This window comes from Actinophytocola algeriensis (assembly GCF_014203735.1).
GTDB classification, from domain to species: domain Bacteria; phylum Actinomycetota; class Actinomycetes; order Mycobacteriales; family Pseudonocardiaceae; genus Actinophytocola; species Actinophytocola algeriensis.
In genome coordinates this window covers 966,582-985,739 of the sequence record NZ_JACHJQ010000001.1, presented here as the reverse complement: position 1 = coordinate 985,739, position 19,158 = coordinate 966,582, and the positions used below count along the sequence as shown (strand labels likewise).

Sequence of the window (19,158 nt, the reverse complement as noted above, 5' to 3'; positions counted from 1 at the left end):
GCCTCAGAGCAGCGGCGGCACCATCGCCTCGATCAGGTGCGGACCCGGCTCGGCGAGCGCCTTCGCGAACTGGTCGGCCAGCTCCTCCGCCGTCGTCGCCCGCGACGCCGGCACGCCCATGCCGTTGGACATGGACACGAAGTCGAGGTCCGGGCCGGACAGGTCCAGCAGCTGCTGTGCCCTCGGGCCCGCTTCGGTGGCGCCGACGCGCGACAGCTCCATCCGCAGGATCGCGTACGCGCGGTTGTTCAGCAGGACGGTCGTCACGTCGAGGCCTTCGCGGGCCATCGTCCACAGCGCCGACGCCGTGTACATGGCGCTGCCGTCCGCCTGCAGGCACACGACCGGCCGGTCCGGCGCCGCGACCGCGGCACCCACCGCCACCGGCAGGCCCTGCCCGATCGCACCGCCGGTCAACGTCAGCACGTCGTGGCGCGGTGCGCCCGCGGTGGTCATGGGGATCATCAGCCCGGACGTGTTGGCCTCGTCGGACACGATCGCGCCATCGGGCAGCAGCGCGCCGATCACCTCGGTCCAGTTCTGCGGCGTCAGCGCACCCGACGGCACCCCGGGCCGGGTCGCCTCCTGCAGCACCGGCCGCGCGTCGGCGGCGACCAGGTCGGCGAGGTGCTCCAGCGCACCCGTGCCGTCCTCGCCCAGGACCGACAGCACGTGCACCTGGCACCCGTCCGGCACCAGCTCCGACGGCTTGCCCGGGTACGCGAAGAACGACACCGGCGACTTCGCGCCGACCAGCACCAGGTGCTTGGTCTCGGACAGCTGCCACTGCACCTGCTCGGCCAGGTAGCCCAGCCGCTCGATGGTGGGCAGTCCGGCGCCCCGCTCGATGCGCGCGGGGAACGTCTCCGCGAACAGCTTCACGCCCGTGGCCACGGCGATGCGGCTCGCGGCGCGCAGGCCCTGCTCACGGGTGGTCCCGTGGCCGAGCAACAGCACCACGGGCTCGCCGGACCGCACGATCTTCGCGATCTCCGCGACGCGGTCGTCCTCGACGGGCTGTGCGGCGACCGGCTCGACCTGCTCGCCGACCACGCCGCCGTCGGACCACGAGACGTCCGCGGGCAGCACGAGGTTCGCGAGCTGGCCGGGTGGCTGCATCGCGGCGGCGATCGCGGCGGCCGCGTCCGCGCCGATCTCCTCCGACGCCTTCGACGTGCGGGACCAGCCGTGCAGCCAGCCGGTCAGCGCGTCGATGTCCGACTCCAGCGGCGCGTCGAAACCCTTGTGGTAGCGGGCGTGGTCACCGATGACGTTGATCATCGGGGTGTGGGCGCGGCGCGCGTTGTGCAGGTTCGCGAGGCCGTTCGCCATGCCGGGGCCCAGGTGCAGCAGCGTCGCGGCGGGCCGGTCGGCCATGCGGCCGTACCCGTCGGCGGCGCCGGTCACGGTGCCCTCGAACAACGACAGGACCGCCCGCATCTCCGGCACGGCGTCGAGCGCGGCGACGAAGTGCATCTCGGAGGTGCCGGGGTTCGCGAAGCAGACGTCGACGCCGCCGTCGACGAGGGTCCGCAGGAGCGCCTGGGCGCCGTTCATCTGTTACTCCCTGTCGCTGTTCACTCCGCAAGCTTCGTTCAGGCGTCGAAGAGGACACCGGGGTTCAGGATGCCCCTCGGGTCGAAAGCCTGCTTGATCCGCTTCATCAGCTCGATCTTGGCCGGGTCCTCCAGGTCGAGGAAGTGCTGCTTCTTCTCCCGGCCGATGCCGTGCTCACCGGAGATCGCGCCGCCAAGCGCCATGCCCGCGCTGAACAGGTCGTGCAGCACCCGGTGCCGCACCTCGGCGTCCTTCTGGAACACGGCCAGGTGCACGTTGCCGTCACCGGCGTGGCCGCACCCGACCACCAGCGTCTGGCTGCCCTGCGCGATCTCCAGGACCTTCGCGAAGAACTCCGGCAGCGCGGCACGCGGCAGCACGGTGTCGATGATGTCGTCGGCGCCCGCGCCCTTGGCGGTGAAGAACGCCTTCTCGCGGGCCTCGATGAGCTTGCGGGCCGCGCCGCCGGGCAGCGAGTACACGTCGAGCGCGCCCAGCTCGGAGAGCAGCTCGCCGACCGCCTCGACGTCCTCCGCGAGGCGCTGCGCGGAGTTGTTCTCCAGCATCACCACGAGGTAGGCCTGGGACTTCTCCTTGACCTCGTCGGGGACCCCGAGCTGCAGGTCGGCGGTGTAGGTGATGGCGCCCATGGTCAGCGCGTCGATGTACTCGAGGATCAGCGCGCCGATGCCGGAGCCGACGACCTTGGGCACCGCGGTCGCGACCGACGCGAGGTCGGGAAACGGCGCGAGGACCGTGGCCTGCTCGGTCATCCGGGGCTGCAGCTTCAGGATGGCCTCGGTGACCAGCGCGAGCGTGCCCTCGGAGCCGACGATCAGCTGGGTGAGGTCGTAGCCGGTGGAGGCCTTCACGAACTTGCCGCCGGTGCGGATGGTCTCGCCGGTCGGCAGGACCGCCTCCAGGCCGAGCACGTGGTGGCGGGTGACGCCGTACTTGACCGCGCGCATGCCGCCCGCGTTGGTGTTCACGTTGCCGCCGAGGCTCGCGGAGAGCTCACCCGGGTACACCGGGTAGACCATGCCGACCTCGGCGGTCGCGGCCTCCAGCTCGGTCAGCGTGACGCCCGGCTGCACGACGGCGACGTGGTTGACGGTGTCGATCTCGAGGATCTCGTTCATCCGCTCGAACGACACGAGGATGCCGTCCTCGCGCGGGACGGCGCTGCCGGACAGGCCGCTGCCACTGCCGCGCGCGGTGACCGGGACACCAGCCTCGGCGGCAGCCGTGAGGACCGCCGCGACCTCGTCGGCGCTGCCCGGCCGCACGACGTGCGCCGGTGTGGTCGGCGTCGCGGTCAGCGTCTCGTCGTGCGCGTAGTCGTCGCCGATCGCGTCGCCGGTGAGCACGTTCGCGGTCCCGACGATCTCTTCGAGCCGTGCCGCAAGGTCCACTGGTCCGCCTCCCCGCATTCAAAAGTGTTGGTCCTGACCCAGCGAAACCTGCGGACCGCAGGCGGTCGGTGGCTGAGTGCCGTCACGTTCCCCTGAGGTAACTGCTGATCAGGCCAAGACTTACCTGCAGAGATCCGCGAGACAGATACTAGTTGTCTTGTCACCTCGGCAACATGATCGCCGGGGCTGTGGTGCGCCCGAGCACGATGTCGGCACCCGTACGGGCGAGCGCGGGGGCCATCTGGATGCCGTAACCACCCTGTCCGGCGAAGAACACGAACCCCGGGTGGTCCGGCCACGCGCCGACGACCGGTTCGCGGTCGGCCACGAACGAGCGCAGCCCCGCCCACGCGGTGCGCACGGTCCGCAGGCCGAGCGTGGTGGCGGCGTTGACCCGCTCGAGCGCCAGCGCGACGTCGACCTCGTCCGGCCTGGCGTCGCAGGGTTCGCTCGGCGTCTCGTCGGCCGGGGAGACCAGCAGGCCACCGCTTTCCGGGCGGAAGTAGAAGCGGTCGGCGGCGTCGGCCACCATCGGCCACATCGGGTCGGCCTCGGCGGGCACGAACGCGATCGTGCGGCGCTTCGGCTCGAGCCCGATCGGCGGCACCCCGGCCATGGCCGCGACCCGGTCCGCCCACGCACCGGCCGCGTTGACCACGACGTCGGCCCTGATCCCGCCCGCGACCCAGCCCGCACCGTCACGGCGCAGGTCGGTGACGGGGGTGCCGGTCCGGATCTCCCCGCCCCGGCTCTTCAGGTCACGGACGTACCGTGCGTGCAGCGCCATCACGTCGATGTCCTGGGCGGTCCGGTCGACGGCGGCGGCGAGCGGCGGGCGCAGGACCCGGCACATCTCGACGGCCTGCTGCGCGGTGATCGGTTCCGCCCTCCCGTCGCCGCTGATCTCGCCGAGGTGGTCGACCCCCTCGTCGTCGACCGCGATCCACAGCGCGGGGTGCGGGGTGAGGACGCCGTCGCCGAAGAGGTGCTCGCTGGCCCGGGTGAACTCGCGGACGACCGGCCCGCCGTAGCTCGGCGCGTAGATGGCCGCGGAGCGGCCGGTGGTGTGGCGGGCCAGTTCGGGTTCGGCCTCCACGAGCAGCACGCGCACGTCGGCGGCCAGCTCGCACGCGATCGAGACACCCGCGATACCGCCACCGATGACCAGGACGTCAACCATGCGGTGAGCTTAATTCGATTGCCGCGCTCACTAACGTGGGCGGCATGAGTGCGTCGATACGTTTGCGCCGTCGCTGACAGCGGCGGTTCTCCCTCTTTCCTGACGGCGTTCGCCCGCCGCTGTCTCCAAGCAGCCCACGTTCGTTTCTCCGGCTTGGAGCCAGGCACTCATGTCTTCCCGTTCGCGGCGTTCCGCCGCGTCTTCTTCCGGTGTGCACCTGTTGTCCTCCGGCCGCGTGATCACGTCCCTGGTGGCCGCGGCCGACCTGGGCCCGGACGACCTGGTGATCGACTTCGGCGCGGGCCCCGGCACCATCACCGCGCCGCTGGCCCGCACCGGGTCACGAGTGCTGGCGGTGGAACGCGACCCGAGGTTCGTGGCCGGCCTGCGCCGCCGCTTCGACGACCGCCCACACGTGCGGGTGGTGCACGACGACCTGCGCACGGTCCGGCTGCCGCGGCGCGCTTTCGCCGTGGTGGCAAGCATTCCGTTCGCCGTGTCGACGCCACTGCTGCGCCGCCTGCTCACCCCCGCCGCGAGTGGCTTCTGCCGCGCGGAGCTGGTGGTCGAGTGGGGACTGGCGAAACGGCTGACCGCGGCACGACCACGAGACGCCGAGTCGGCGTGGTGGTCGTGCCGCTTCGCACTGACCATGCGACGACGCGTCCCGGCCGGGTGCTTCACGCCGGCGCCCCGGGTGGACGCCGCGCACCTGGGGGTCCGGCGCCGGTCCGACGTGGACCGCAGGGTGTCGGCCATCCTGTGGGCGCTGCTGTCGGCGGCCCACCGGCGGCCAGGGTCACCGGCACGGGTGGCGCTGCGGGGCGTGGCACCACCGCGGATCACCCAGCGGCTGCTGGGCGACGACCCGGCGCCGGAGATCACCACGGACACGTGGCTGGCGCTGGCGAAAACCCTTGCGACGGACCGGAACGTCAGCCCTCCGCGCGGCATGCCGTGACGCTCAGGAGGCCGGCGTCACCGCCGTGGTTCCAGGAACGGCGTGAGCAACCCGGGCACGGCCTCGTCGGCGAACCGCAGCCCGTCGTCGAGGCCAACGTCGTACGCCGGGTAGGCGCCCCGGCTGGCCGCGGTCGTCGCCTTGACCGTGACCAGGCCCGCGCGCCGCTGGAACGGCGAGGAGGAGATCGTCCACCCGATCACGCCGGACCGCAGCAGCGCCGCGGTCCGCCGGGAGCCGACGCCGAACCGCGCCACGAGGTGCTTCTCGGCGAGACCGTGCCCGAGGTTGCGGTACGACTCGAACGCCAGGAACACCGCGGCCGGCGTGAGCACCACCGCGAGGATCCACGCCAGGTGCAGCAGCACGTCGGTCAGCAGCAGACCCAGCACGGCGAGCAGGCCGGTGAACGCCAGCACGCTGTACAGACCCCACCGCACCCGCCGCCACAGCGCGGCACGCGGGTGACCGGTGACCGCCGTCGCCGTGGCGGCCTCCGAGCCCAGCACCTCGGCCGCCACCCGGCGCGCGACGTCGAACGGCGCGGCGGGCAGCAGCGTCTTCGGGTCGGTGTTCTCGTCCTCGGCCCGGTGCCGCATGCCGGTCGCGATCACGTCGACGCGCGCGGCCCGCATCACCCGCACCCCGAGCGGCTCCACCACCTCGACACCGCGCAGCCTGCTCCGTTCCAGCGTCAGGGACCGCGTGTTGAGCAGGCCGCGCGACATCACGAGGTTGCCGTCCTCGCGGCGCAGCGAGTAGCCGTACCACATCTCCACGAACAGCCCGAGTGAGCCGATCACGCCGACCACGATCGCGGCGGCCACCAGGACGGCGATCAGCCCGATGATCGACAGTCCGCCGAACAGGTCGCGCACGGTCGTGAACACCGCGCCCTGCAACTGGAACCACTCCGACACCTGCATGACCGCACCGAACGCGGCCGCACCGAGGATGGGCGTGGTCACCGACACCGGCGCGTACCGGATCCAGCGCCAGCTCAGGCTTGAGATCTCGTCGCCGTCCGACTCCGCGGACTCCGTGCTGTCCGCCCTGCGCAGCAGTTCCCTGCGCAGCACCTCGGCCTCCGCCTTGCCGACCGGGTCGAGGGTCACGTGGCTGGACTCCGACGTCTGCTGACCGGTGCCGATCTTCAGCTTCGCCACGCCGAACATGCGCTGTACCGGGTCGCTCACCAGGTCGACGGTCCGCACCCGGTCCCTCGGCACCGACCGGTGCGAGTGCAGCACCCACGAGTACCGCACCTCCACCCGTTCGTCGGTCACCCGGTAGGCGGTGTGCCGCCAGCGCATCAGGTCGGCAACCGCCGCGATGCCGGTCACCAGCACGATCCCGCCCGCCGCGATCAGCAGCATCAGGCCCAGCCCGGCCGCGCTCGCGAAGCCCAGCACGAACGGCACCGCGATGCCCGCCGCGATCCCGGCCACCCACAGCGAGGTGACCTGGACCGTGCGGGGGTGCAGCCGCTGCCAGCCGTCCTCGAGCGCGATCACGTCGCGTCACCCCGGTTGGCCTGCGTCACCTCGGTGAGCTTCTCCGCGAGGTCGGCCGCGACCTCGTGGTCGAGCCCCTTGATGGTGAGCGGCCCGGCGGCCGACGCGGTCGTCACGGTCACCCTCGAGAGCCGGTACGCCTGTTCGAGCGGCCCACGTTTGGTGTCGACGGTCTGGATGCGTGACATCGGCGCGATCCGCCACTCCTGCCACAGCCAGCCGGAGCGGGTGTAGACGGCGTCCTCGGTGATCTCCCAGCGGTGCACGCGGAACCGCCAGATCGGCATGATGATCATGTACGGGATGCCGATGAGCAGCGCGACCCCCAGTGCGAGCAGCAGCCACGGCCTCGCGGGCTCGATGAGGAAGGCCAGCAACCCCAGCACCAGCGTGACGACCCCGTTGGAGATCGCCTCCCCCGCCATCCAGTACCTCTTCGCCCGCGGGTCGACCATGTTCGTCGGCGGCCGCAACCGCACCTGTGCCTCCATGGGGCGTCACGGTACTTACCAGGACAATGCGCCCACGTCGGCCTGGAGACCGGTTCCGTGTCATTCCATCGGTGGATATGTCCGGCTAGGTTGCGGGTCATGAAGAAGCGTGCGCTGATGATCTCCCTGCTGGTCCTGGCCGCACTCCTCACCGTCCCGACCACCGCGAGCGCGACCGCGCTGACCTGGCGGCTGCTGCCTTCCGGCACGGACGCCCAGTTCCGCGGTCTGTCGGCGGTGAACCGGCACGTCGCGTGGGTGTCCGGCACCAAGGGCACCGTGCTCAGGACGGTCGACGGCGGCCGGACCTGGGCGCGGGTCGGCCCACCGGACACCGAGGACCTCGACTTCCGCGACATCGAGGCGTTCGACGCGAGGACCGCGGTCGCGCTGTCGATCGGCCCTGGCGAGTCGTCGCGGATCTACCGGACCACCGACGGCGGTCGCACGTGGACGGAGACGTTCCGCAACACCGAACCGGCCGCGTTCTACAACTGCGTCGCGTTCTGGGACGCCCGCAACGGGCTCGCGGTCGGCGACCCGGTCGACGGCGAGTTCCGCGTGCTGACCACATCGGACGGCGGCCGCACGTGGGCCCGCGTCACCGGGCTCCCGCCCGCGCTGCCCGGCGAGTACCAGTTCTCGGCGAGCGGCCAGTGCGTGACGGTGGCCGGGCACAAGGACGCGTGGCTCGCGACCGGCGGCTCGACCGTGGCGCGGGTGCTGCACTCCTCCGACCGCGGCCGTACGTGGACCGCGTCGGAGACGCCGCTGGCCAGCAGCGAGAGCGCGGGCGTGTTCGCGGTGGCGTTCCGCAACCCGCGCACCGGCATCGCGATCGGCGGCGACTACGCGAACCCGACCTCCGGCGCCGACGCGCTGGCGCTGACCCGCGACGGCGGTAAGACGTGGCGGGAGCCGGAGACCGCACCCGCGGGCTACCGGTCGGGGGTCGCCTACCACCCGTTCCTGCCCACGGTCCTGATCGCGGTCGGCCCGACCGGCAGCGACGTGTCGGTCGACGGCGGCCGCCACTGGCGCCAGTTCCACGACGGCAGCTTCGACTCGGTGGACTGCACCCGTGACGGCGCCTGCTGGGCGTCCGGCGCGAAGGGCGCGGTGGGTGCGCTGACGCTGGGCTGAGTCAGTCGCGCCAGTCGGCGGGGTGGAGTGCCGCGGCCAGGAGGGTCGCGGCGCCACCGACCGTGATCGACAGGGTGGCCGGGGAGAACGCGCTCGACCGGCCCTCGGAGTGACCGGCGAGGGCGAACACCAGCAGCCACGCCAGCCCGCACACGACGAGCAGGACGATGCCGCAGACCCGCGTGAACCGGACCGTGCGGGGGCTGACCCGGTCGCGGAACAGCTGCACCAGCGCGATCAACGCGACCAGGATGACCAGGACGAACGCGCCGACGACCACAGCGGCCATGGCCGCCTCACCGCTGAACGGGCCGTCACCGGCGTCCGCGAGACCGGCGATCGCGGGGATCAGCGCGATCGTCTCGTCCTCGTCCGAGCTGCTCGCCTCCTCGGTCGCGGACAGGAACGGCAGGAAGTAGCCGAGCACGAGCGCGGCCGCGCCGACGGCCACCACCGCGCGGAACAGGGCGACCTCCAGCTGGTGCATACGGTGCCGCAGTGCCTGCACCTCACGCCGCAGCACTGTGACATCGGCCGTCTTGTCGTCCATGCGGGGAGAGTAAACGGTCCGGGAACGCCGTGAAGGGCACCTTCGGGACTTTGTCCTGAAGGTGCCCTTCGATGGCGGTACGGCTAGCGCGCTGGCTCGTCGATGACCGGCGGTGCCTCGGCGCCCTCGGGGAGCACGTCGGCGGGCGGCTCGGGAGCCGGCGAGACGGTCTTGCCGCGCGGCAGGAACAGCGCGGGCACGAACGCGACGGCCAGGAGTACCAGCGCCCACAGGAACGTGGACGAGTACGCCTCCGACATCAGGTCCGCGATCTGCGAGCGGACCGGCTCCGGCAGGTCGCCGATCGACGTGGTCGCGACGTCCGGTGCCGGCGTGCCCGCCGGCGCGTTCGCGGCCAGCGGCGCGAGCTTCTCCTTGACCTCGTTGAACAGCAGCACCGACAGCAGCGCCGTGCCGATCGACGCGGCCACCTGCTGGATGATGTTCAGGCTCGTCGAGGCGCGGGCCACGTCCTTCTGCCGCAGCGTCTTCAAGGCCGCGGACATGATCGGCATCATCGTCATGCCCATGCCGATGCCCATCACGAACAGGGCGGCCCCGATCGCCATGTAGGTGGTGTCGCCCTCCAGCTGGGTGAACAGCACCATGCTGCCGACGATCACGACGATGCCGAGCTGCGCGATGCGTGCCGAGCCGATCCGGTCCACGATCAGACCCGCGATCGGCATCATCAGCATCGCACCGATGCCCTGCGGGGCCACCAGCAGACCGGCCGCCAGCGCGCCCTCACCACGCACCTGCTGGAAGTACAGCGGGAGCAGCAGCATCGCGCCGAAGAACGCGACCGTGAACAGGATCATCGTCACCGCCGCGATCCCGAACCCCCGGTCGCGGAACAGCTTCAGGTCGATCAGCGCGCCCTCGGTGCGCGACGCGTGCCAGATGAACGTCGCCACCAGCACCGCGCCGACGCCCGCGGGCAGGTACACCTCGGGGTGGCCGACGCCCTCGTGCGCCGGGACCTGCGCGAGGCCGTAGATCAGCGCGGCGAGACCCGGCGACAGCAGGAGCAGGCCGAGCACGTCGAGCTTCTCCGCCGGCCGCGGCTCGTCCTTCTCCAGGATCTTCATGCCGAGCAGCAGCGTCACGATGCCGACGGGCACGTTGATGAAGAAGATCCAGCGCCACGACACGTCGTCGACGAGCCAGCCGCCCAGGATCGGGCCGACGATCGGGCCGAGCAGCATCGGCACGCCGATCACGGACATCACGCGGCCGATCCGGTCCGGGCCCGCCGCCTTGGTCAGGATCGTCATGCCGAGCGGCATCAGCATGCCGCCGCCGAGACCCTGCAGCACACGGAACAGGATCAGCGACTCGACCGACCACGCCATGCCGGCGAGCGCGGAGCCCACCATGAACAGGAAGACGGCGATCAGGTAGATCCGCTTGGTACCGAACCGGTCGGCGGCCCACCCGCTCAGCGGGATGACGGTCGCGAGTGCCAGCGTGTAGCCCGTGGCCACCCACTGGATGGTGTTCAGCGTGGTGTTGAACTCGCCGATCAGGTGGTCGATCGCGACGTTGACCACGGTGATGTCGAGCATCGCCATGATCGCGCCGAGGACGACGACCGACCCGATGGCGAGGATTCTGCGGTCGAGCTTGTCCGAGCCCGCACCGCCTGCCGCCGACGGCGTCGGCGGGAGCACCTCAGTCACAAGAAATCCCCTCTAGCAGCCAGAAGTGGTGGTGGGCAGGTCCCCCCGAGCGAGAAGTGGCGCCAATGCCCGTGAAAGCTGCTCCCGCTCGTGGTCGCTCAGCGACTCGAGACACTCACGCACGGCCTCGCGGTGCGCCTGGAGGAGACCGCCGACGAAGCGCCGGCCGTGCTCGGACAGGCGGACGCGCTTGACCCTGCGGTCGTGGTCGTCCTCCCTGCGCGTGACCATCTCGGCTCTGGCCAGTGCCTGGACAGCTCGCCCGGCGGTCGCCATCGACAGCCCGAGCAGTCCGGCCAGCTCGTGAACAGCCAGTTCCCCCTGGCTGTCGGAGAGCACGAACAGTGCACGCATTTGGGAGAATGACAGATCGAGTCCTTTGGCGACACCCAATATGTGCGCCTCACCGCTCTTCTTGAGCCGCGCGAGACAATCCATCACCTGATCGGTGACAGACTCGACGGAGGAGAGCGGCGTTACTTGCACGGTACAATGATCGCACCGACGCAACTAACTGCAAGTGACTGTGCCTGGCGTCTCACTCCGCTTTTGGCGTAACTCCGGCGATCGCCTGCTACGCATAGCAACCAGCAACCGGTCGTGTACGGACCGAAGCAACCCCCGTCCATCGGTCTTGTCGGGGGTGCCGGGCAGAATGCTCGCCGTGACAGCCACGGCCACTCCCCCCTCCGTCTTCCTGCGCATCGCCGAGGAAATCGGCGTCGCCGAGCGCCAGGTGCGCTCGGCCGTGGAGCTGCTCGACGGCGGCTCGACCGTCCCGTTCATCGCCCGGTACCGCAAGGAAGTCACCGGCGCACTGGACGACGCGCAGCTCCGCACCCTCGAAGAACGGTTGCGCTACCTGCGTGAGCTGGAGGAGCGCCGCGCCGCCGTCCTCGACTCGATCAGGACGCAGGGCAAGCTGACCGACGAGCTCGCCGGGCAGATCATGGCCGCCGACTCCAAGGCGCGCCTGGAGGACATCTACCTCCCCTACAAACCCAAGCGCCGCACCAAGGCACAGATCGCGCGCGAGGCAGGTCTCGAACCACTCGCCGAGGGCCTGCTCAGCGACCCGAACACCGACCCGCAGGCCGCCGCGGCCGTGTTCGTCGACGCCGACAAGGGCGTCGCGGACGCGCAGGCCGCGCTGTCGGGCGCGCGCGACATCCTCGTCGAGCGGTTCAGCGAGGACGCCGACCTGATCGGCGGCCTGCGCGAGCGCATGTGGGACACGGGGCGTCTCGTCGCCAAGGTCCGGGCAGGCAAGGAGACCGAGGGCGCCAAGTTCGCCGACTACTTCGACTTCTCCGAGCCGTTCACCAAGCTCCCCTCACACCGCATCCTCGCGATGTTCCGCGGTGAGAAGGAGGAGATGCTGGAGCTGGTGCTCGACCCGCACCGGGACGAAGAGCAGCCGCCTGGCCCGTCCGAGTACGAGGCGCGGATCGCGGCCCGGTTCGGCATCGACGACCAGGGCCGACCGGCGGACAAGTTCCTCACCGACACCGTGCGCTGGGCCTGGCGCACCCGCATCATCGTGCACCTGGGCGTGGACCTGCGGGCCCGGCTCCGGCAGGCGGCCGAGGACGAGGCGGTGCGCGTGTTCGCCGCCAACCTGCGCGACCTGCTGCTGGCCGCCCCCGCGGGCACCCGCACGACCATGGGCCTGGACCCTGGCCTGCGCACCGGTGTGAAGGTCGCGGTGGTCGACGCGACCGGCAAGGTGGTCGCGACCGACACCATCTACCCGCACGCGCCCGCGAAGCGCTGGGACGAGTCGCTGGTGAAGCTGCACGCGCTCGCCCGCGCGCACAACGTCGAGCTGATCGCGATCGGCAACGGCACCGCGTCCCGCGAGACGGACAAGCTGGCGGCGGAACTGCTGGCGAAGAGCCCGGAACTCAAGCTCACGAAGGTGATGGTGTCCGAGGCAGGCGCCTCGGTGTACTCGGCGTCGGCGTACGCGTCGCAGGAACTGCCGTCGATGGACGTGTCCCTGCGCGGCGCGGTGTCGATCGCCCGGCGCCTGCAGGACCCGCTGGCCGAGCTGGTGAAGATCGACCCCAAGTCCATCGGCGTCGGCCAGTACCAGCACGACATCTCGGAAACCAAGCTGTCCCGTTCGCTCGACGCGGTCGTCGAGGACTGTGTGAACGGCGTTGGCGTCGACCTGAACACGGCCTCGATCCCGCTGCTGACCAGGGTGTCGGGCATCGGCGGCTCGCTGGCGGCGAGCATCGTCGCCCACCGCGACGCGAACGGCCCGTTCCGCTCCCGCACGTCGCTGAGGACGGTGCCGAAGCTGGGCCCGAAGGCGTTCGAGCAGTGCGCGGGCTTCCTGCGCATCCGCGACGGCGAGGACCCCCTCGACTCGTCGAGCGTGCACCCGGAGGCGTACCCGGTGGTGCGCCGGATCGTGTCGTCGACGGGCGTGGAACTGGCATCGCTGATCGGCAACTCCAAGACGCTGAAGTCGCTGCGCCCAGCCGACTACGTGGACGAGAAGTTCGGCCTGCCGACGGTGACGGACATCCTGGCGGAGCTGGACAAGCCGGGCCGCGACCCCCGCCCGGCGTTCAAGACGGCGACGTTCAACGACGCCGTCCACACGCTGAACGACCTGAAGGTGGGGATGGTGCTGGAGGGTGTCGTCACGAACGTGGCCGCGTTCGGCGCGTTCATCGACATCGGCGTGCACTGCGACGGGCTCGCACACGTGTCGCAGCTGTCGCGGAACTTCGTGAAGGACCCGCGTGAGGTGGTCAAGTCCGGGGACATCGTGCGAGCGAAGGTGCTCGAGGTGGACATTCCCCGGAAGCGGATCTCACTGACGTTGCGGCTGGAGGAGGAGCCCGCCGGACCTCGGCAGCCGCGTGAGGCCCGTGGCGGTCAGCCGCGCGGCGGCCAGCAGCGCGGTGGCCAGTCGGGTGGCGGCCAGTCACGTGGCGGTGGTGGCCAGCAGCGACGGGGGCAGCAGCAGTCGGGCGCCGGTGGCGCGATGGCGGATGCCCTGCGGCGAGCCGGGTACCGACCCAAGTGACCTTCGAGGTGCTGCCGGGAACCGAACGGGCAACGCCCTGAAAGACGCTTTCGGGACACTCCACGCCCCGAAAGCGTCTTTCAGGACACCGGCTGCCATCCCGTCGACCTGGCAATGCCCCCGCCACCCGAGAGACGTCAGCCGAGGTCATCGGGCACGACCCCACCCTTCCCCGCCAGGTAGGTTGGCGGGCATGGGGAAGGTTTACGAGGGGATCACACCACGGCTGCGGACGTTCATCGAAGAACAGAAGGTCTTCTTCGTCGCGTCCGCGCCGTTGTCGGAGGACGGGCATGTCAACCTGTCGCCCAAGGGCAGGGACGGGACGCTCGTCGTGCTGGACGAGCACACGCTCGCCTACCTCGACTTCGGCGGCAGCCACGCCGAGACCATCGCGCACCTGCGGGAGAACGGGCGCGTCACGCTGATGTGGTGTGCCTTCACCGGGCCGCCGAAGGTGCTCAGGGTGCACGGGCGCGGGACGCCGATCTTCCGGGACGACCCGCGCTGGGACGAGCTGATCCCGCACTTCGCCGGGGCGGACGGGCCCGGCGCGCGGGCGATCATCCTCATCGAGGCCGTCATGGTGAGCGACAGCTGCGGGTTCGCGGTGCCGTTCATGGACTACCGCGAGGAGCGGACCCAGCACGCGCAGCACTTCGGCCGCAAGTCCGAGGACGAGTTCGCCGCCTACTGCGCGGGCAAGCCCACCAACGTGGCCAGCATCGACGGGCTGCCCGGCCTGCCGGTGCCACTGCCCGCCCGGACGTCGTAACCGTCGCGCGGCCGGCGCTCACCGGCATGGACCGCACTTGTGCCGGTGCCGCCGCGCCTGGCAGCGTGCGAACCATGGTGAGACGCGTCCTGCCGAACTACCTGTGGCTGGTCCTCGCGATCCTGTTCGTGCAGATCATCCTCAACGTGTTCGGCGGCGCCGTGCTGCTGTACGCGCTCGGCGGGCAACCCGAAGCCGGGCTGCTGTACGCCGTCGTGTGCTTCGCGCTGCTCGCGTCCATCGTGCTCGCCGTGAGTGCGCTGTTCCTGGTGCTGCGCACCCCCTGGGCGCGTTACCCGGTCATCGTCGTCGAAGGGCTGTCGATGGCCGGTGGGCTGATGTCGTTGCTGACCGGGTCGGCGGCCGGGATCACCAACCTCGCGCTCGGGTTCGCCGTGATCGTCATGCTCTACCAGCCCGAGGTGCGCGCCTGGCTCAGCGACGTGCGCACCCCACCGGGGCAGTGGCACGGGCCGGCGACCCCGGTGGGCATGGCAGCTTCCGGCCGACTTCAGGGCCGCAACGTCACCGACTGACCGCGCCGCAACCGGATCGTGCGGGACCACTCACCCGCCCGCACCTCCGTCTCCGTGCCGCCGACGCTGCGCACCACCGCCGTCGTCACCCGGCCGTCCCGCCACGTCAGGTCGACCGTGAACCCGCCGCAGGCACCGATGCCGGTCACGCGGCCGGACGGCCACGCCGACGGCAGCGCGGGCAGCAGGTCGATCACACCCGGCCGCGAGTACAGCAGCATCTCCAGCATCGCCGTCGGCGCGCCGAGGTTCGCGTCGATCTGGAAGATGGCGCGGTCGCCGAAGCTGTACATGTCGAACAGGTTCGGCGCGGTGCCGTTCGCGAAGTCGACCGACGGGCGCATGACCGTCAGCAGCAACCGGTAGGCGCGGTCCGCGTCGCACAGCCGCGCCCAGCACGCCGACCGCCACGCACAACCCCAGCCGAAGCTCTCCATGCCGCGGGTGATCAGCAGCTGCCGGACCCCGTCGAGCAGCTCGGCCGGTGACTCGTCGTGCGTGATGCGGTCGCCGGGGAAGAACCCGACGAGCGGCGACAGGTGCCGGTGGGTGGTCTCCCCCAGGTCGTCCTGCGACATCCACTCCTGCAGCATCCCGGTCTTCTGGCTGACCGCCGGCAGGTACAGCCGCTCCCGCAGCGCGGAGATCCGGCGGCCGTAGGACTGGTCGCGGCGCAGCGTGTCGGTGGCGATGCGGTAGTGGCCGAACAGGTCGTGCACGATCTCCTGCGCGTAGCTGATGCCGCGCGCGTCCTGCGGCCCGTGCTCCGGTGACCAGTCGTGGTCGTCGACGAGCCCGTCCGGGGTGTCGACGAGCCGCGCCTCCCAGAACTCGCACGCCCCCTTCAGCAGCGGGTAGATCTTCGCCAGGCACGCGCGGTCCATCGTGTACTCGTAGTGCTGCCACAGCGACTGGCACAGCCACGCGCCGCCCGCCGGGTGCCACCACCAGCCGTTGCCGCCGTAGATGTTGGTGGAGAACGCGATCGTCCAGCCCGCGACGCGGCCGTTCGTGTTGCGGAAGCGGTTGCGCGGGTCCTGGAACAGCGCCTGCGTCTGGTTCGTCCATGCCGGGAGCTGCGCCGCGCAGTAGTCGGCGAACGCGTCGAAGCTGTCCGGCAGCGCGGCCCGGTCGGCGAGCCAGTAGTTCATCTGGACGTTGATGTCGGTGTGGTAGTCGCTGTACCAGTCGGGGTTGTTGTCCGCCAGCCACAGGCCCTGCAGGTTGATCGGCAGGCTGTCGCGGGAGCCGGTGATCGTGAGGTACCGGCCGAACTGCAGGTACGCGGCCTCCAGCTCCGGGTCGGGGGTGTCGGTGGCGGCGCGGGCCCGCAGCCGGGACCACGTGTCCATGGCCCGCTGTTCCGGTGTGGACTGTCCGAGGTGGACCTGCTGGCGGTCGTAGCGGGACCGGTGGTCGGCGACGTGCGTGTGCAGCAGGGCGTCACCGGAGTCGCGGACGGCGGCCTTGGCCAGCGCGACGGCGGCCGGTTCGACGGCGGGGTCGAGGAAGCCCGCGGACGCGTCGGGCACGTAGTTGGTGCCGCCGGAGAACACGATGACGAGGTCAGAACAGCCCCGGAACGCGAGCTTGTTCCCCTCGACCGCGACGGCACCGTCCGGGCTGTAGGCGGTCACGACACCGCTGTAGGCCAGGCGGTTCGGGAACGAGCCGGTGAACACGGCGGCCGTGTGCGGTGCGTCGCCGACGACCGGCTCGCCGTGGGCACCGGCCAACGTGATCGCGCCGGTCAGGTCCGGGCCGGTGAGCCGGACGATCACCACGTCGTCGGGGTGGCTCGCGTAGACCTCACGCCGGTAGCGGTGCCCGTTCCGCGTGTACGACGCGGTGACGATGCCGTTGCTCAGGTCGAGCGCACGGCGGTAGTCCGTGACACCGGTGTGGCCCGGCAGCTCGACGTACAGCTTGGCCAGCAACGAGAACGTGCCGAACCGGCCGTCGTACGGGAACTGGCCGTCGCCGTCGAGCGCGTCGTTCAGCCCGCCGGTCCACAGGCTGACGTCCGTCAGGTACAGGAAGTCCCTGGCCGGGTCACCGCCGACGAGCGCGCCGAGGCGGCCGTTGCCGACGGGCAGGCCCTGTTCGATGATCTTCGCCTCGTCGGCGGGTGCGGGATACCAGAGCGTCGTCGGGTCGGCGGCCAGGGGGTTCGCGGTGGGTCTCGCCGGAGCGGCGTGGGCGGTGAACGTCGGCAGCGCGAGCGCACCGAGGCCCAGCGCACCGGTCAGTTGCAGGAACGAGCGACGGGTGGTCATCCAAGCTCCTCGACAGTGACATCAACAGCGACGGTGATTCGGAGAGACGTGCGGGCGCCGGGTGCGAGGTCGGTCAGCGGACCGAGCACCTCGCACTCGACGATGTGCGCAGGCGGGTCGAGCCCGCCCAGCGCGGCAAGGGGTTCCGGCAGGGGGTGTTCGAGCCACACCTCGACCGGGGAACCGAGGTCCGGGTAGGTGGCGGCGGGGTCGACGTCGAACGTGAACGTGGTCCGCAGGTCGTCCCGCTCGTAGGACAGCGTCCCGGCGGCGCCGGGGAAGCCGAGCTTGCCGACCACGTCCTGCGCGGGCACGAGCGCCCGGGAGCCCACCCGGGACCAGCGCGGGTTGCCGGTGCCCGCGACGAGGTCGACGACCGGGTCCGGGTGGTCCCGCAGCGCCACGTGCACGTCGCCGCCCCCGGGGAACTGCGTGACGTTCCACAGCGCCCACCGCACCGGCCGGCGACTGAGGTTGACAGCTGTCAGGTTGAGCACATAACCGTTGCTGGACAGGGAAAACCGGCGGGTCAGTCGCAACCCGGTGCGTGGGTCGGCGCCGGAGGTCATGGTCACGCCGTCGGTGAGGTCCACCGTGTACGGGCCGGAGTCCAGCACCCGGTCCGGCGGGCCCGCCCACTGGTCCGGCCCGTCCCAGCCCTGCGGCGCGGGCCAGGTCTTGTCTCCGCCGTAGTTGACCCAGTCCCCCATCCGCCCGTGGTTCGGCGCGAGCACGTGCTCGCCGACGGGTGCGAGGTCGTCGTCGAGGAGCAACCGATTGCGCCACAGCAGTTCCGTGTCCCGGTAGCGGAACGACAGCAGGCGGCCGCCGAGCGCGGGCACGAACCCCAGGCGCACGGCACCGTTGTCGAGCCAGGTCACCACTCCGCCAGGCCCCCGTCGTCGTGCCGCCACACCGGTGCCCGCCACGCGTGGCCCACCGCGTCCGCTGCCCGGACCGCGGCCTCGTCGACCTCGATGCCCAGCCCCGGCCCGGTCGGCCGCGCGACATACCCGTCGACGAAGGCGAAAGGCGACGTGTCGACGAGGTAGCTGTCCAGCTCGGCGCCGCCGTCGTGGTACTGCATGCCGAGACTCTGTTCCTGGATCAGGAAGTTCGGCGTCGCGAACGCGACCTGGAGGCTCGCCGCCAGTGCGATCGGCCCGAGTGGACAGTGTGGCGCGAGGGCGGCGCCGTACACCTCGGCGAGCGCCGCGATCCGCCGCAGCTCCGAGATCCCGCCCGCGTGCGCCGGGTCGGGCTGCACCACCGCGACACCCGCGTCGAGCACGGGTTTGAAGTCCCACCGCGAGTACAGCCGCTCGCCGAGCGCGATCGGCAGCGTCGACGCCCTGACGACCGACTCGAGCGCGGGGCCCTTCAGCTCCGGCGGGATCGGCTCCTCCACGAACATCGGCTGGACCTCTTCGAGCAGCCGCACCAGCCGCCGCGCCATCGCGGGCGAGACGCGGCCGTGGAAGTCGATGGCGAGGTCCCGGTCCGGCCCGAGCGCGTCCCGTGCCTCCCGGGCCCGGTCGAGCGCGGCGGCCGCCTCCCCGGGCGACGCGATCGCGTTCATCGGGCCTGCCACATTCATCTTCACCGCGGTGAACCCGGCCGCGACCTGCGCGGACACCGCCGCGTGGATGCCGTGCGGCCGGTCGCCGCCGACCCACGAGTACACCCGCACCTTGTCCCGCACCGGACCGCCGAGCAGCTCGTGCGCCGGCGCCTGCCGGACCTTGCCCGCGATGTCCCACAACGCGTGGTCGAACCCGGACAACGCGCTGGAGAGCACCGGCCCACCGCGGTAGAAACCGGCGCGCCGCAGCACCTGCCAGTGGTCCTCGATGCGCAGCGGGTCCTGCCCGAGGACCAGGTCGGCCATCTCGTGCACGGCCGCACGCACGGTCTCGGCCCGGCCCTCGACGACCGGCTCCCCCCAGCCCGCGATCCCCTCGTCCGTCGAGACCTTGAGGAACAGCCATCTCGGCGGCACCAGGAACGTTTCGATGTTCGTGATCTTCATGGGATGTCC

At 71.2% G+C, this 19,158-nt stretch carries 16 protein-coding genes; 5 read left to right on the top strand and 11 right to left on the bottom strand.

Translation table 11 applies throughout. The annotated features are described in order from the left end of the window. Positions 1–3: 3 nt before the first annotated feature. From FHR82_RS04655 to FHR82_RS04645, 3 genes are all read right to left on the bottom strand, one after another. The gene (locus FHR82_RS04655; RefSeq protein WP_184808943.1) at positions 4–1,557 is read right to left on the bottom strand and encodes an acetolactate synthase large subunit; all 1,554 of its coding nucleotides are present in this window, start codon (positions 1,555–1,557) and stop codon (positions 4–6) included. Positions 1,558–1,595: 38 nt separating this feature from the next. Next, positions 1,596–2,987, bottom strand: a complete 1,392-nt coding sequence (locus tag FHR82_RS04650) for an FAD-binding oxidoreductase (protein ID WP_184808942.1) — start codon at positions 2,985–2,987, stop codon at positions 1,596–1,598. A 142-nt stretch (positions 2,988–3,129) separates the two neighbouring features. Beyond that, positions 3,130–4,149, bottom strand: a complete 1,020-nt coding sequence (locus tag FHR82_RS04645; RefSeq protein ID WP_184808941.1) for an NAD(P)/FAD-dependent oxidoreductase — start codon at positions 4,147–4,149, stop codon at positions 3,130–3,132. Positions 4,150–4,360: 211 nt separating this feature from the next. Here FHR82_RS04645 and FHR82_RS04640 point away from each other — a divergent pair, with 211 nt between their 5' ends. Beyond that, a complete protein-coding gene (locus FHR82_RS04640) occupies positions 4,361–5,110 on the top strand; it encodes a 23S rRNA (adenine(2058)-N(6))-methyltransferase Erm(C) (RefSeq protein WP_184808940.1) in 750 nt (249 codons plus the stop codon). Between the two features lie 17 nt (positions 5,111–5,127). Here FHR82_RS04640 and FHR82_RS04635 read toward each other — a convergent pair whose 3' ends face one another. Together FHR82_RS04635 and FHR82_RS04630 are read right to left on the bottom strand one after the other, a co-directional pair. Beyond that, complete coding sequence (locus FHR82_RS04635) at positions 5,128–6,624, bottom strand: PH domain-containing protein (protein ID WP_184808939.1); 1,497 nt, start codon at positions 6,622–6,624, stop codon at positions 5,128–5,130. Next, positions 6,621–7,115, bottom strand: a complete 495-nt coding sequence (locus tag FHR82_RS04630; RefSeq protein ID WP_184808938.1) for a PH domain-containing protein — start codon at positions 7,113–7,115, stop codon at positions 6,621–6,623. Before FHR82_RS04630 ends, FHR82_RS04635 begins: the two co-directional genes overlap by 4 nt. A gap of 99 nt (positions 7,116–7,214) precedes the next feature. Between FHR82_RS04630 and FHR82_RS04625 the strand changes: the two genes are divergently transcribed. Continuing rightward, a complete protein-coding gene (locus FHR82_RS04625) occupies positions 7,215–8,258 on the top strand; it encodes a WD40/YVTN/BNR-like repeat-containing protein (protein WP_184808937.1) in 1,044 nt (347 codons plus the stop codon). Between the two features lies 1 nt (position 8,259). Here the strand turns inward: FHR82_RS04625 and FHR82_RS04620 are convergent, their stop codons facing one another. The 3 genes from FHR82_RS04620 to FHR82_RS04610 form a co-directional block, all read right to left on the bottom strand. Continuing rightward, on the bottom strand, positions 8,260–8,808 hold the full coding sequence (locus FHR82_RS04620; protein ID WP_184808936.1) for a hypothetical protein: 549 nt from the start codon (positions 8,806–8,808) through the stop codon (positions 8,260–8,262). 83 nt (positions 8,809–8,891) lie between these two features. Then, the gene (locus FHR82_RS04615) at positions 8,892–10,490 is read right to left on the bottom strand and encodes a DHA2 family efflux MFS transporter permease subunit (RefSeq protein ID WP_311770868.1); all 1,599 of its coding nucleotides are present in this window, start codon (positions 10,488–10,490) and stop codon (positions 8,892–8,894) included. A gap of 12 nt (positions 10,491–10,502) precedes the next feature. Beyond that, complete coding sequence (locus FHR82_RS04610; protein ID WP_184808935.1) at positions 10,503–10,976, bottom strand: MarR family winged helix-turn-helix transcriptional regulator; 474 nt, start codon at positions 10,974–10,976, stop codon at positions 10,503–10,505. Positions 10,977–11,145: 169 nt separating this feature from the next. Between FHR82_RS04610 and FHR82_RS04605 the strand changes: the two genes are divergently transcribed. The 3 genes from FHR82_RS04605 (at position 11,146) to FHR82_RS04595 (ending at position 14,844) form a co-directional block, all read left to right on the top strand. Further along, complete coding sequence (locus tag FHR82_RS04605; RefSeq protein ID WP_184808934.1) at positions 11,146–13,533, top strand: Tex family protein; 2,388 nt, start codon at positions 11,146–11,148, stop codon at positions 13,531–13,533. Positions 13,534–13,726: 193 nt separating this feature from the next. Then, a complete protein-coding gene (locus FHR82_RS04600) occupies positions 13,727–14,308 on the top strand; it encodes a pyridoxamine 5'-phosphate oxidase family protein (RefSeq protein ID WP_184808933.1) in 582 nt (193 codons plus the stop codon). Positions 14,309–14,382: 74 nt separating this feature from the next. Further along, positions 14,383–14,844 carry a hypothetical protein gene (locus FHR82_RS04595; RefSeq protein WP_184808932.1) on the top strand — a complete coding sequence of 154 codons (462 nt, stop codon included), beginning with the start codon at positions 14,383–14,385 and terminating at the stop codon, positions 14,842–14,844. Here the strand turns inward: FHR82_RS04595 and FHR82_RS04590 are convergent. From FHR82_RS04590 to dgoD, 3 genes are read right to left on the bottom strand one after another with little or no spacing between them, the layout of a single operon-like run. Continuing rightward, positions 14,820–17,120: a glycosyl hydrolase family 95 catalytic domain-containing protein gene (locus tag FHR82_RS04590; RefSeq protein WP_184808931.1), complete on the bottom strand. Its 2,301-nt coding sequence runs from the start codon at positions 17,118–17,120 to the stop codon at positions 14,820–14,822. The two genes, FHR82_RS04595 and FHR82_RS04590, sit on opposite strands and share 25 nt — an antisense overlap. Continuing rightward, positions 17,117–18,001 (bottom strand): DUF4380 domain-containing protein, encoded by an 885-nt coding sequence (locus FHR82_RS04585; RefSeq protein WP_221463285.1) that lies wholly within the window; start codon positions 17,999–18,001, stop codon positions 17,117–17,119. Before FHR82_RS04585 ends, FHR82_RS04590 begins: the two co-directional genes overlap by 4 nt. After that, positions 17,998–19,149 (bottom strand): galactonate dehydratase, encoded by a 1,152-nt coding sequence (gene dgoD / locus FHR82_RS04580; protein WP_184808929.1) that lies wholly within the window; start codon positions 19,147–19,149, stop codon positions 17,998–18,000. Before dgoD ends, FHR82_RS04585 begins: the two co-directional genes overlap by 4 nt. Positions 19,150–19,158: the final 9 nt, after the last annotated feature.

Bases quoted from the DNA above. Each gene is read 5' to 3' on its own strand.
- FHR82_RS04625 (WP_184808937.1), top strand. From the start codon at position 7,215: ATGAAGAAGCGTGCGCTGATGATCTCCCTGCTGGTCCTGGCCGCACTC.
- FHR82_RS04605 (WP_184808934.1), top strand. From the start codon at position 11,146: ATGCTCGCCGTGACAGCCACGGCCACTCCCCCCTCCGTCTTCCTGCGC.
- FHR82_RS04590 (WP_184808931.1), bottom strand. From the start codon at position 17,120: ATGACCACCCGTCGCTCGTTCCTGCAACTGACCGGTGCGCTGGGCCTC.
- FHR82_RS04650 (WP_184808942.1), bottom strand. From the start codon at position 2,987: ATGCGGGGAGGCGGACCAGTGGACCTTGCGGCACGGCTCGAAGAGATC.
- FHR82_RS04630 (WP_184808938.1), bottom strand. From the start codon at position 7,115: ATGGAGGCACAGGTGCGGTTGCGGCCGCCGACGAACATGGTCGACCCG.
- FHR82_RS04600 (WP_184808933.1), top strand. From the start codon at position 13,727: ATGGGGAAGGTTTACGAGGGGATCACACCACGGCTGCGGACGTTCATC.
- FHR82_RS04645 (WP_184808941.1), bottom strand. From the start codon at position 4,149: ATGGTTGACGTCCTGGTCATCGGTGGCGGTATCGCGGGTGTCTCGATC.
- FHR82_RS04595 (WP_184808932.1), top strand. From the start codon at position 14,383: ATGGTGAGACGCGTCCTGCCGAACTACCTGTGGCTGGTCCTCGCGATC.
- dgoD (WP_184808929.1), bottom strand. From the start codon at position 19,149: ATGAAGATCACGAACATCGAAACGTTCCTGGTGCCGCCGAGATGGCTG.
- FHR82_RS04655 (WP_184808943.1), bottom strand. From the start codon at position 1,557: ATGAACGGCGCCCAGGCGCTCCTGCGGACCCTCGTCGACGGCGGCGTC.
- FHR82_RS04620 (WP_184808936.1), bottom strand. From the start codon at position 8,808: ATGGACGACAAGACGGCCGATGTCACAGTGCTGCGGCGTGAGGTGCAG.